General features: G+C 60.0%; 11 protein-coding genes. All 11 read left to right on the top strand.

What is annotated here, in order from left to right; genetic code table 11:
- Positions 1–127 precede the first annotated feature (127 nt).
- The 11 genes from FYJ52_RS05175 to FYJ52_RS05125 are packed head-to-tail and all read left to right on the top strand — an operon-like array spanning position 128 to position 12,822.
- Positions 128–1,300 (top strand): hypothetical protein, encoded by a 1,173-nt coding sequence (locus FYJ52_RS05175; protein ID WP_154572357.1) that lies wholly within the window; start codon positions 128–130, stop codon positions 1,298–1,300.
- Positions 1,301–1,319: 19 nt separating this feature from the next.
- Positions 1,320–3,269, top strand: a complete 1,950-nt coding sequence (locus tag FYJ52_RS05170) for a VirD4-like conjugal transfer protein, CD1115 family (RefSeq protein ID WP_154572358.1) — start codon at positions 1,320–1,322, stop codon at positions 3,267–3,269.
- Positions 3,270–3,328: 59 nt separating this feature from the next.
- A complete protein-coding gene (locus tag FYJ52_RS05165; RefSeq protein ID WP_154572359.1) occupies positions 3,329–3,526 on the top strand; it encodes a hypothetical protein in 198 nt (65 codons plus the stop codon).
- Positions 3,527–3,781: a hypothetical protein gene (locus tag FYJ52_RS05160; RefSeq protein WP_205960767.1), complete on the top strand. Its 255-nt coding sequence runs from the start codon at positions 3,527–3,529 to the stop codon at positions 3,779–3,781.
- 18 nt (positions 3,782–3,799) lie between these two features.
- Positions 3,800–4,240, top strand: a complete 441-nt coding sequence (locus tag FYJ52_RS05155) for a PrgI family protein (RefSeq protein WP_154572360.1) — start codon at positions 3,800–3,802, stop codon at positions 4,238–4,240.
- Positions 4,161–6,908, top strand: a complete 2,748-nt coding sequence (locus tag FYJ52_RS05150) for a VirB4-like conjugal transfer ATPase, CD1110 family (protein ID WP_205960766.1) — start codon at positions 4,161–4,163, stop codon at positions 6,906–6,908. The genes FYJ52_RS05155 and FYJ52_RS05150 overlap by 80 nt, the downstream gene beginning before the upstream one ends.
- Before the next feature lie 36 nt (positions 6,909–6,944).
- Positions 6,945–8,708 carry a phage tail tip lysozyme gene (locus FYJ52_RS10340; protein ID WP_154572361.1) on the top strand — a complete coding sequence of 588 codons (1,764 nt, stop codon included), beginning with the start codon at positions 6,945–6,947 and terminating at the stop codon, positions 8,706–8,708.
- Positions 8,709–8,724: 16 nt separating this feature from the next.
- Positions 8,725–9,588, top strand: coding sequence for a hypothetical protein (locus FYJ52_RS05140; protein WP_154572362.1), 864 nt, complete (start codon positions 8,725–8,727; stop codon positions 9,586–9,588).
- Between the two features lie 30 nt (positions 9,589–9,618).
- The gene (locus FYJ52_RS05135) at positions 9,619–10,662 is read left to right on the top strand and encodes a conjugal transfer protein TrbL (RefSeq protein WP_154572363.1); all 1,044 of its coding nucleotides are present in this window, start codon (positions 9,619–9,621) and stop codon (positions 10,660–10,662) included.
- Positions 10,663–10,665: 3 nt separating this feature from the next.
- A complete protein-coding gene (locus FYJ52_RS05130; protein ID WP_154576162.1) occupies positions 10,666–11,430 on the top strand; it encodes a DUF3846 domain-containing protein in 765 nt (254 codons plus the stop codon).
- Between the two features lie 21 nt (positions 11,431–11,451).
- The gene (locus FYJ52_RS05125) at positions 11,452–12,822 is read left to right on the top strand and encodes a hypothetical protein (protein ID WP_154572365.1); all 1,371 of its coding nucleotides are present in this window, start codon (positions 11,452–11,454) and stop codon (positions 12,820–12,822) included.
- The last annotated feature ends 4 nt before the right edge of the window (positions 12,823–12,826 follow it).

The raw sequence follows: 12,826 nt of genomic DNA, 5'->3' as shown, positions 1-12,826 counted from the left end.
GGCAAAATCCTTTCTGATGACGTGTAAGGTACTGCGGGAGGAATCGTGCTGCGGCTGATATACTTCCATGTCAAGGATACCCGGACGGGATTCGCGCATTCTCCAAACTACAGGGAAAGGAAACGGCATGGCTCAGGATTACGGGGAAGACGTTGGCGAGATGCTGATGCAGGCAATCGGGAACCAGACCGGCAGGGCGCTGGAAAGGTTCATCGACAACAAGGCAAGGGACTGGCACAAGGAACGGCTGATGGAAAGCGGGAGGTCCGAGGAAGAAGCCGAGATTGAAGCGGAAGCCCTCGCGTCGCGCGAACAAGTCTGCCTTCCATTCGGAACCTCCAACGATGCTGCCTATTTCGCGCAGGTCTGCCGCGAGAACGGAACGTTTGCGTCCGCGCTGGCCGACAGGGAGGGAAACGGATTCATTCAGTTCGCCGAGGACGATATCAAAGCGATTAAAGACTGCGCGCCGCAGTTCGCCGAAGTGATGAGCTTGCGGCAGGAGCAGTCCATCGTGGAACGTCTCGAAAACAGCCGTCCCGTCACGGCGGAGCAGCTGGCGGGATTAACCGAAATCACCAGACTGCCTAACCTTCCCTTCCGTCATCCGGAAGAGACAAAGAGCAGGGAAGCGTTTCGCACGGACCACTCCGACGGAAACCTCAACCACACGGAAAGCATCCGGGACAAGGTTCTTGACGCGAGGGACCGCAGCAGAGACTTTAACGACTTTGAGCAGATTCTTGCCCGTCAGGGAATCGGCATCACCACAACCCGAAAGGGCGAGGTCATGTTTTACGAAGCCCGCCGGGGCGAGGACGGTCTTCTCCCGTTCGGAAAGGACGCGCAGGGGCGGACGGACTGGGCGGTTGGGGCGGACACGCTGAGCCGAAAATGGGGCGTGGATGCCACGCATGACTGGTTTGAGAAGAACCGTCCCGCGCCCGGGAAGGAAGCGGGGGACAGAAGCCGGCGTCAGGAGCACGAGGGACAGCGGCCCGTCGATGGTGCCCTGGACAACGACGGGGCAACGCCGGACCTTGACCAAGGCGTGAAGTCCCATGACAGCATTGACACGGATGACCATACGGCCCGGATTGAGCATGAGGGCGTCGGTACGGATGTTTCCCCCTCCATGGCGCGCGAAGCAGAGGACCGTGCTGCCAGAAGCTCTGACAGCGGTTATTCCCTGAGCAGCGTAGCTCGGGAGATGCGCGAAGCGAAGACCGAACTCGAAGCCGAGAGCGGCACACCTTCCCATGAGCTGGACATTTCAAATCGGATGAAGCCGGTGCGCTAAAAGGAAGAAGGACGGAAAGATGGCAGACAGAAAGGGAAACCCGGAAGTAAATAGGCGCATCGCCACGTCGGCTCTTGTCACGCTGGCTTTTTCGGTGACAGGCTTCTATCTCGGGAACCGGTACTTTGAAGCGTTGGCGTCCTACCCGGGACAGTTTCTTGACCACTGCGGGGACGCACTCCTGACCATGTGGGCGCGAATCCGCGAAAATCCTCTCTTACTCGCCATGGACACAAAGTCGCTCCTCGCCGGTTTCTGCATGGCACTGGTCGTGTGGATGGTCTGGCTCAGGCACGTGGTTTACATCGGGAATTACCGCTCCGGCGAAGAAAGCGGCTCCGCCCGCTGGGGGACGGTGAAGGAGGGAAGGCGGTTCCGGGACCTCAGCAACCCGGACAACAACCTCATTTTCACAGAAAAGTACGGGCTGGCGCTGCACCGGCCTAAGTATGACCCGGAGCTGGACCGCAACCTCAACGTGCTTGTGGTCGGCGGGTCCGGCTCGGGCAAGACGTTCAACTACGTGACGCCGAACATCTGTCAGCTCAACACGAACTATTTCATCACCGACCCGAAGGGAACCCTGCTGAAAGACGCGGGCTACCTGTTCACCGACAACGGCTATCAGGTGAAGAGCTTCAACACCATCAATCTTGACGAAAGCATGCACTACAACCCGCTCAGGTACGTGAAGACCGACACGGATATCCTCTCGTTCGTCAACTGCTTCATTATGAACACGAACGGCGAGGGCAAGACCAGCGACCCGTTCTGGGAGAACGCAGAAAAGATGCTCTATACGGCGCTCATCGCGCTTTTGCGCGACTGGTTCCCGGAGGAGGATTACACGCTCTCCGGTCTCCTGACGCTCCTCTCACTGGCAGAAGCAAGGGAGGAGGACGAGAACTTCATGTCGGCGCTGGACCTTATCTTTTACCAGATTGAAACCGGGAAGCGCTTTGCCAGAAATGTTGGGGCTGCGGGTGCGCCCCGCAGGAAGGGCGGGCTGTCCCGCGACTTCACTGCGGACACCGGCTGGTCTTGGCAGTCCTCGCGGTTCCGCCGAAACTATGATGGCGTCCGCCCGGCTGAGCGCGGCGGGCTGTCCCCGGATGAGGACTTTGCCCTGATGAACTACAAGAACTTCAAGGTGGCTGCCGGGCGCACCCTGAAATCCATCATCATCTCCTGCAACGTCCGGCTCGCGCCAATCGCAACGTCCGGGGTCCGCCAGCTTCTTGAGTATGACGAAATGGAACTGGATACACTGGGAGACCCTGACACGAGAACCGCCGTGTTCGGCATTCTGTCCGACACGGACAAGACGCTATCGTTCCTCTTTGCCATCATGATGTGGCAGTGCATCGACCAGCTCTGCCGGAAGGCGCTCACGGACTATGGAGGTAAGCTGCCAAGGCCGGTTCACTTCATCTTTGACGAGTTCGCGAACATCGGCACTATCCCGCAGATTGAGGAGACCATCGCAGTCACACGCTCCCGGAACATCGGCATCACGATTATCCTCCAGTCCATGAGCCAGCTGGAATCGAAGTACGACAAGAAGGCCCAGACCATTGTGGACTGCTGCGACTCGACCCTCTTCCTCGGTGGGAAATCCAATTCCACGAACAAGGAAATTGCGGAGATGATTGGCAAGCAGACCATCCATCAGATGACCTACAACGAGTCTTCCGGGCAATCGTCCAGCGCGAGCAAGAACCTGCAAATTCAGGGGAGAGACCTCATTGATGCCGCCGAAATCGGAAAGATGAGCCGCAGAAAAGCCATCCTCCTGATTGCCGGAACAAACCCTCTCATGGATGACAAATTCGACCCACGGCGGCACAAGAGATACTGCTACATCGTGGACAAGAGGAACCCGAAACGGCTGCATGAGAATCCCTTCGACTTCAAGCGTTATATGAACGGTACGGATTTTTCGGGCAGCGCAAGGAAGCCCGCCCAGTAGACCGTTATAATAATTTATTAACGTTGCACGGGCAGAAAGGAGAGGAAGGTGAACGAAAGGTGGAAGCCCTTGTCAGGCTCGCCGTGAAGCCGCTCGCCTATGCCGGGACAGCCGTCCTGTTTGTCGGACTGGTGTACCTCGGGATAGTGCTTCGTGAGGGGTCGCGCGGCGGCGAAATTCGGAAAGCCATCGCCATGATTGCCGCCGGCGCAGTTGTGCTCGGATTCGCATCGACGTACGGCTTTACGGGATTCTGATTGCCAGTAACACAGCAGGCAGGAAAGGAAGATTTTATGCTACAGAACGCAGTATCCATGCTCACGCAGGGAATTACATTCCTAGGTGGCGTCCTCGTCGTTTTTGGTCTGGTCAATCTCGGAATGACCATCAAGGACGGTATGCAGGGCGGCGGTGGTCAGCTCTCCGGTGCCATCGCCATGATTGTCGGCGGCGCGATTGTCATCGCGGCAGCCGTCTACTTCGGCTCCCTGAACACCGGGTGGGCCGGTTAAAGGAGGGGAGTCTGCACCATGTTGTCTGTCGCAGTTCACAAGGACATTGCTGAGTACCAGCCGAAGGTGGTTGGAAAGCTCACAACACGCACGCTGGTCTCCGTTGTGGGCGCTCTCGGCTGCTCGGTTCTTTCCGCCCTCTACATGTACTTCGTCCTCGGGATAAACCCCGGGGACAACATGATTCTCATTTATGCCGTCTCGCTCCCGTTCTGGTGCTGCGGCTTTGTGAGACCCAAGGGGATGCCCTTTGAGAAGTTCGTTCCGCTTTGGCTGAGGGCGCAGTTCGAGAACGACCGAATTTTTTACGTGCCCTCCATGGAGCTGGCAGGGCTTGTGGAGACCCCGGGCGAAACCTCCAAGAAGAAAGGCAAGGTTTATGGAAGATTTTATCGAAAGCAGCAAGGTCTCCGAGGAATCGAGTCCTACTCCCCAAGGGCAGGACGCGTCATCACCTAGCGGCGGGGAAAGCCCCGGCTTTGATGTAGAAGCCTTTGTGCACGCTTCCGGCGAGGACTTCGGAACGGGACGCGCCGGCACCGATTTGGACCATGACAACGGCCCGGTTGATGTTGGCGCGCTCAAGCAGATGTTCCCCTCGTTCACCACTGGAAGGAAGCTGCCGCGCAAGGAAAAGAAGGCGGCGCTGCGAAAAATCCGGGAGGAGCGCCGTGCGGCGAAGGAAGCCGAAAAAGAAGCAAAGAAGAGCTACACGTCGGTGAAGTCCCAACTCAGGGACAGGGACCACGAGCTGAGCGAGAAGACGGCGGACGCGAGGAGAAGGAGGGAAGCCGCGAAGGACGTTGTCCGCTACATCGGCTACAACCGCATGTATCAGGATGGCATCTGCGAGGTGGAGGAGGGGCTTTTCTCGTCCACCATCGCCTTTGATGACACGAGCTATCATTCCGTCCGTGACGAGCAGCAGAAGGCCATGTTCTCGGCCCTCACGCGGCTCTATGACCAGTTCGGTGCGGACACGCTGGTTCAGATGAGCGTCATCAACACGCCGCTCCTCAAGGAGGACGTTGGCCACCGCCAGTTCTTCGACCCGTCAAGGCAGAGCTGCGAAGCCGCGATGCATGACGCGCAGGTGTTCAATGACATACTCAATGACAAGGTGCGGGAAGGCGTCAGCAACATCCGGCGAAACCGCTACCTGACCTATTCCGTCAGTGCGGACACGGCGGAGGAAGCGGCAAGGCAGCTCGCCCGCATCGAGACGGAATCCAGCCGCATCCTCAACTCCATGGGCTCGAAGCCGCATCTTATGAACGGCACACAGCGCCTTTCCGTCCTCCATTCGCTGCTCAATCCCTACCGGCCCTTCATCTTCGACTATCAGAGGGATATTTCCAGCGTGCGGATGCAGACCACAAAGGACTGCATCGCGCCGGGGCAGATTGACTTCAAGCCGGATGGCGTGTACAACGACTGCTTCAAGCTGGACAACGGGATTTACGGGCAGGTCCTCGTCATGAAGAAGTTCGGCTCGGAGCTTTCCGACCGCGCGCTGGCGGATATTGTGGACCTGCCTATCCCCATGGAGGTCACGTGGTTCGTCCAGCCCATGGACAAGTCCAAGGCCATCAACTACGTTCGCACGCGCAGCGCGTGGATTGACAAGGAAATCATTGAGGAGCAGCGCAGCGCCGTCAACAAGGGGTACGACTTCTCCATTCTTCCGCAGGAGCTGAAATACTCCAAGGAAGAAACGGAAGACGTTCTCGACAACCTACAGAACAAGAATCAGCGCCTTTACGTCTTCACGGGTCTTATTTACACCTATGCGGAGAGCAAGGAGCAGCTGGACACGCAGGCCATGCGCATCATCTCCATGGCACGGCAGAACTCCATCGAGGTGGACACCTACGAGTACCGGCAGCGCAGGGGGCTGAACTCGATTCTCCCGCTCGGGCACAACCACGTGGAAATCAGCCGCATGTTCACCACGGCGCAGGTAGCCATCCTCGTGCCCTTCGCGACGCAGGAGCTGGACGATGCCGGCGGGAACTATTACGGTCAGAACAAGCATTCCAGAAACCTCGTTCTCTGCAACCGCAAGAAGCTGACTTCCCCGATGGGCTTTGTCTGTGGCAAGACGGGCGCGGGCAAGGGAATGTTCGTCAAGACCGAGATGACCGCGACCATCTTCTCAAACCCGACGGACGAGATTTATGTTATCGACCGCGCCGGCGAGTACACCGGAATTGCCGAGCGCTATGGCGGCTCCGTCTTCCACTTCGGCGTCGGAACCGGCACGTACCTGAACCCGTTCGATACCGTCTCTGTCGAGCACATGTCCCGCAACGAGCAGATTGCCTTCAAAATCGACGCGATGCTCGCACAGGCAGCAGCCAGCGCCGCAGAGTCTGACGAGCCGTTCACGCAGATTGACCAGTCCATCATCACGAGATGCGTCAACATCGCGTTCCAGGGCGCGGCGGAGCGCGGAGACGGCAATCCGCCCCTGCTACAGGACTTCTACGACACGCTCCGGGAACAGCCGGAAAAGCAGGCCCGCGAGGACATTGCGCTCCGCTACGAGCGGTTTATCCAGCCGCCGATGGACTTCTTCAATCACCAGTCCAACGTGGACTTCAAGAGCCGCATCGTGGACTTCAACTTGAAGGACCTCCCGGATTCGATGCTGGTCTTCGCACTCATCAACATCTGCGAAGCCGTCCGCAACCGCATGTACTTCAACGCAAAGCGAAACGTGCGGACGTGGCTCTACGTGGAGGAGATGCAGTCCATGTTCGCCTACCCGACGGTCCTGAACTACTTCTCGCGGTTCTCGAACGAGGGCCGCAAGTTCGGGCTTCTGCTTACGGGCATCACGCAGAACGCGACGGCGATGCTCAACAACGAAGCGGCGCAGAACATCGTCCTCAACGCGGACTTCCTGATGCTGCTCAAGCAGTCCCCGCTCGACCGCATGAGGTGGGTGGAGCTGCTGAATCTCTCCGAACAGGAGGAAGAGTGCATTGATGAGTCCGTCGAACCCGGAGACGGTCTTCTGATTGCCGGAAACGCCCGCGTCCCGATTCGCGGAAAGTTCCCGAAGGGCAACGTCCTCTACGAGCTGTTCAGCACGAACCCCAATGACAGGAAGAAGGACAGGTAGCTGTTCCGACACGAACCGGAAGGACGGTGAACGTCAATGAAAGCGTCAGACTACGCGCGCACGGCAAGCGAACGCGAGGATGCAGGAGCGCAGCTCATCCGGACCGAACAGACGAACGCCGTCAACACCGGCATTGTGGGAAGCGCCGACAAGAGCGCGATGGCGCTCAAGCGCGCCGCATACGAGAAGGGAAGGAGGAGCAGCGCCGGCGGCGCGGCTGCGGCTGCTGCGGCAGGGAAAAGGGCGAAGGCGGGGAAGGAAGCCGCCGGCTCCGGTGAGGAATCCGAGAGCACGTTCGGTAAAGAGCGGGCAGCTTCACAAAAGACGCGCGCACAGGCGGACCACCATCTCCGGGAATCCCTCAAGAAGGCCGCAAATCCGGCGGCAAGGGATGCGGTTATCGGCGGCGTGGTGTCGAAGACGCTTGAGGACTCAGAGCTTGAGGGCATGGATGACGCGGCCTACCGGGGCCGGCGTGCTGTCCGGATTGCCCGAAGGCTCCACCGGCACCTCTCCGGCAGGGACGCGCTTGAGAAGGAAGCGCCGCTCGGTTCGCTCTCCGAAAAGAAGTACCGCAAAAAGCCTGCCGATGCCGCAGAGGTCCAGAGAAAGGCGCAGGCGGCTGGGTATCTCAGGCGTGAAATGTACACCGCGACGGACGCCACGCAAAAGGCGGCGGCTTCCGCTGGCGGAAGCGCGGTAAAACGCGCCCTTCCTGCCGCAGCCGGGACGCAGGGAAAGGGGCTTGTCGCGCTGCTGGGCGGCGCGGCAGTTCCCGCAATCTTCGGTCTCCTTCTGGCGGTCGTGCTGGTGGCGGTGCTCGCCGGCAGCGACAACCCATCCAGTCAGGTGGATTCGTTCGGTGACCTCAGCGGAACCCAGCTGGAGGTCGCACAGGCGCTCGCGGCGGAGGGACTTGGGAAACCGCAGATTGCCGCCATCATGGGCAACATCTCCGGAGAGTCCGGCTGGGACCCCACGAACGAGTATCATGGGGAGGGAAACAGCTACGCCTACGAGTATGGGTTTGGCCTATACCAGTTCACAGACACGACGCCGGGACACGGCGAATATACGAGCTTTGTCAACTGGTGCAGCGCAAATGGACTCGACAAGAACAGCGCCAGCGCCCAGACGAAATACTTCATCGAAAACCTCCGCGCATCGTGGGCCACCGGCCTGCACCGCAGCGGCTATTACACCAAATACATCACCGAGTATTCCGGACGCGATGCAAGCTACGATGCCTGGCTAAAGACAGACGATGTGGGGTTCGCGACGTACTGCGTGATGGCCTGCTGGCTCCGCCCTGCGGACTGGGCGGCGCGGCAGTCGTTCTACCGGGACCGTCTGCCTGCGGCACAGGCCTTCTACGAAAAGCTTTCTTCTGGTGGCGGAAGCGGCGAGGAGTATGCCGCGTCTGACGCGACGCAGCGCTCCATCGTGGACGCGGCGTATCGAACGCCGTCCCCCGGCGCAGGATGGTGCGCCGCGTGGGTTTCCAACGTCTACGCGAAGGCAGGGCTGGGCGGCATCAGCGGTAACGCCTGCGACATGTACGCGGCTTACTGTCACTCGACCGACCGCTCCCAGCTCAAGGTCGGCATGCTGGTTGCCGTGAGAAGTTCCAGCTCCGGCTCAACGGCGGGCGCGACCTACGGGCACGTCGGCATCTACATCGGGGACAACAAAATCATCCACAACACCGGCTCGATTGAGGTCTGGGATTTGGACCGGTGGATAAGCACGTACTGCAAATGGAGTCCGGCGGGGTGGGGGTTCCCCCCGAACGTGAAATAAGCAGAAAGGATAGGGAATGAAAGACTGGAAGGAACTTCTGAAAAAGCACAGGAAGGTGGCTCTGCTCTCCCTCTTCGCCATTATCGTGTTTGCAGGGTTCTCGGTCACGAGCGCCCTGCACGTGGCGGAGCGGAGGGCGGCGCAGCAGAGCCAGACGGCTTCCGATGCCGCCGGAAGCGACAGCGGAAAGACGGCAGGCGCTTCGGAAGCGGAGAAGACCTCGCTCACGGAATCGCAGAAAAAGCTGATTAAAGCCTATGACTCGAAGACGCGGAAGCTGATTGAGACGCTGTGCGCCGGTGTCTGGTCCGCCAGCGACGGGAAATACACGGTTCGCTTTTACGATGACCACTACGTGGAGACGGTGAACGGCGAGGAGACCTCCCATCCCTTTGCCATCTCCGCCTGCGAGTTCGGAAACAACGGCTCCGATACCGAGGTGGACACCATTGCCTTTGAGACGGACGCCGGGACATACATTGCCACCTATACGCTTGTCAAGAGCGCCGACAGCGCGTCTGCCGGGCAGGCAAGTCTCCTGTCCGGCATGTTCGCCCTTCCCAACACGGCCTATCAGCGCTCAGACGCGGTGGAAAAGATTGCGGTTGAGGGGCTGGATGGGGAAGCGAAAGGACTGCTCGGGGACCAAGACGCATTCGTGGACGCGCTCAGCCGGTGGTGCTCAACCCATTACCCATCAGCGGTAAAGGCCACGTGGAACAAGAACGTCACCATCGACTACGACAAGGGGCTGGTTGTGACTGCCTTCACCCTGAGCAGTGACGAATCGGACGGCTCGGCGTCATTGACGGGCTCGGCAACACCGGTCATCACCGTGACGTATGACCAGAACGACAGCACTTACAAGTTCAGCGTCTAGCCCGCGCCTTGCAGGCAGAAAGGATATGTTTTGAGCGCTTACACAAATAAGACCAATAGCAGGCATATGCGTCGCGGGCCGGGCTTTCGCGCTGCTGTGATAACAAGCGTGCTCGCTGCCGCCGCGCTCGTGCTGCTCCTGCCGCAACCAGCCTATGCGGCTGCGCCATGGGACCTCAAGGGAGCCGTGGAAGAAGCCATCAAGGGATGGCTTCTGGATGGCGCATGCGGCTTCTTCAACATGTACAACGGCCTTGTCTCTGCCATCGGAGACAACGGGATTCTGACGGCTCCATTCTCGAGCCTTCTTGGAGAGTCTGTCTACTCGATTACGGTCACGGTCCATCAGACCGCCGTGGTCCCGCTCGCGGAGTCCATCCTTGCCCTGTTCATGCTGGTGCAACTCATCAAAATCAGCCAGAGGATGGATGCGACAGCTACGCTTCCGGCCATCAAGGATATCGTCTTCCTCGCGGTGACGTATGTCCTGCTTCACTGGTTCATAATTCACTCTCTCGATATCGTGCAGGCCGTGTACCAGATGGTCGTAGACAACATCATCCCTGTGATTGGCTCTGTGGGTAAGAAAGGCAGCTTCCTCGGCGAGGGCATCAGCACGGAGAACTTTGACCTCAGCAAGGTCACGTTCGGCGGATGCTTCACGACGCTCATCGTGGCCATCCTGTGCGCCATCACGGGCATCATTGCCTATGTGGTTGCCTTCGTGGTTGCTTACGCCCGCGCGTGGCAGATTTACGTCATGGCCGCGTTCTCTTCCATTCCCATGGCGCTCCTTGGCTTTGACGAGACAAGGCAGATGGGGGTCGGCTTCCTCAAGAACTTTGCCGCCGCCGCGCTCGCGGGAGCCATCATGCTGTTCCTGCTTGTGGCGTTCCCGCACATTCTGGCATCCCTTACCTCTCAGGTGGGAAGCGACAACATTCTTGCCCTTGCCGCGGGCGAGGTGGCCATTGACGCCTTGCAGGGCGTCCTCATGTGGCTCGGCTGCTCGTTCCTCCTCGTGTTCGGACTGATTAAGTCCGGCGCATGGGCAAAGGAAATCCTCGGAAGCTAACTGTTGGCCGAAGCGCCGGAGCGCCTTGCCGAACTCCCGCCCCCAGCGGCGGGAGAGCGCGGCTTTAATAATTTATTAAAGGTGAAAGCAGAGTTCCCGGTGAGGGCGTGCCTTTCACGACAGGAAAGTGCGGGCGGGGCGCAGCTGCTCCCCGCCCGTTTCCGAAATAAGGGAACGGCAGAAAGGACCGGAAAGATGGAAGCTTTACTCATACCCGTGGACGGGACCCCCGTCACCATCGACCTGAAGGAGGACGCCGGCGGCTCTACGCTCAGAGAGTTGCAGCGCTTGGTGGGCGGGTCGATTGAACCGCTCAACGTGCTGTTCGGAGAAGAGATTTCAATCTACGTGAACGAGGAGGGGCTGTACAGCTGCCCGCCGAACCGCGCGGTCTACGCGACAAAGCAGATGGAGGATGCGGGATACCTTTCGCAGTTGGACTTCCACACGCCGGTCCGCGAGGGGGACCTTTACACCGTCCTGTTTGGCAACCTTGTTGCCGTGGGCTTCGACCCCGAGACGGGCGAGGACCGTCCGCTGACGGACGGCGAGTGCCAGACGGTCCGCGACTACTTCACCCGCGTCAGCGCGCCCGGAAGCGGCCTGTCGGAGGTGCTTTCCATCACCAAGGGGCCGAAGATGCGGCAGGACCGGGCAGAGAGCAGAAACGGCCTGCGTGAGGAAGCATCTGAGATGCGTTCCTCTTCTTCCGCGCTTGCCGGTGGCCACAAGGGGCAGAACCCCTTTGAGCAGGACCGGCAGGCATAGCCGGCAGAAAGGAGGTTCACGATGCCATACAAAGGAAACGTTCCGCTTCCCGTCATCATCATGCGTCTGGAACAGGGGCTTGAGGAAACCGCCGTTGCACAGTACACCGTCAGCTCGTGGAATACAAACTTCGCTCTGCCGTTCTACTGCGTCATACCTTCCGGCGGTGCAGACGGCGTTGACGTGGCGGGCGTTCTGGAAGAGAACCTGCACGGCATCCTCGACCACGGAGGGACAGCCGATGATGTCCGGCAGGTGCTCGGCCTTGTCCCTAGGGACGAGTTGGATGCGGACACCCTTGCGGAAGAGGATTACACCGAAATTGACCTCGGCTACTGCATCGAAGGCCAGCTCCTCACGTTTGAAGAGGTGGATCCGGATGCCGCCGACCCCGTAAGCTTCCTGTCGGAAAAGCAGGTCTCCCAGCTCAGGGGGATGCTGGAATCCGTCCCTGCGGGCAGCCAGATTCGGGCGGCGGAGCTTCTTATGGGAGATGCCTTCACGGACTGGCAGGCCTTCGCCATCTGCAAGGCCTTCCGCGAGGGGCTGGATGCCGGGACCGTCGGGAAAATCGCCGACACGCGGTTCAACCACTCGCAGATGCGGGAGCTGGCGCGCATCGCGGAAGAGCTTCTTCCATCCGTCTTTGACGAGTGCCTGAGTCCGGAGTTCTCGGCAGAGAAGCTGCATCTCATCCGGAGCATCGTGCAGACCGGCGGGCGCGCCCTCCCATGGCGAGAACTGTCGGAAGCACAGCTGGACGTTGCCGCCGGCGCTCTTTCCCTCGGCCTTCCGGTCCCTCTGGTTGAGCTGTTCGCGAAACCGCAGATTCCTGCGGCGAACATGCGCTCCGTGTTCTCCGCGCTCTATGACGGTGCAGAGAGGGCAACGGCCCTGCGCATGTTGGACCCGGCCTATACTCCTGACCAGCTGGCCTGTGTTCGGCTCACGAGCGAATATAACCTCACGCCCGGACAGTTCAAGACCCTGTTCGGGCCGGCGGTCCCCGCTCCGGCCATGAGGGCCATCACGTATGCGCTCGGGAAGCTCTCTCTCCCGCCTGCAGACGTCCTTAGCCTTGCACAGAACCCCCTGCGGTTCTCCGGGGAGCAGCTGCGCGTCCTCTTTGACGCCATGGCCAACCCGCAGCTGTCGCAGGAGGTCGTAGCAGCCATCGCCGACCCGGCACTCACGCCGCAGCAGATGCAGCAGATGAGCGTCCAGTGCGAGGGCGCTGGCGACGCCCGGAGCGCGCAGCATCTCAAGGAGAGCTTCGGGGGCCGCTCCGGGGGCGGCATGAGGGAGACAGCGGCTGCGGCCCGGGAAGCTTCCTCGGAGATTGCGGACGGACGAAGCCCTGACGCATCCGGGGAACGGGACCCGGAGAGGTAAGAAG

This window comes from Pseudoramibacter porci, from assembly GCF_009696145.1.
Lineage (GTDB): Bacteria > Bacillota > Clostridia > Eubacteriales > Eubacteriaceae > Pseudoramibacter > Pseudoramibacter porci.
The sequence above is the reverse complement of the archived record's forward strand: the minus strand, read 5'-3'. Positions and strand labels throughout refer to the sequence as shown.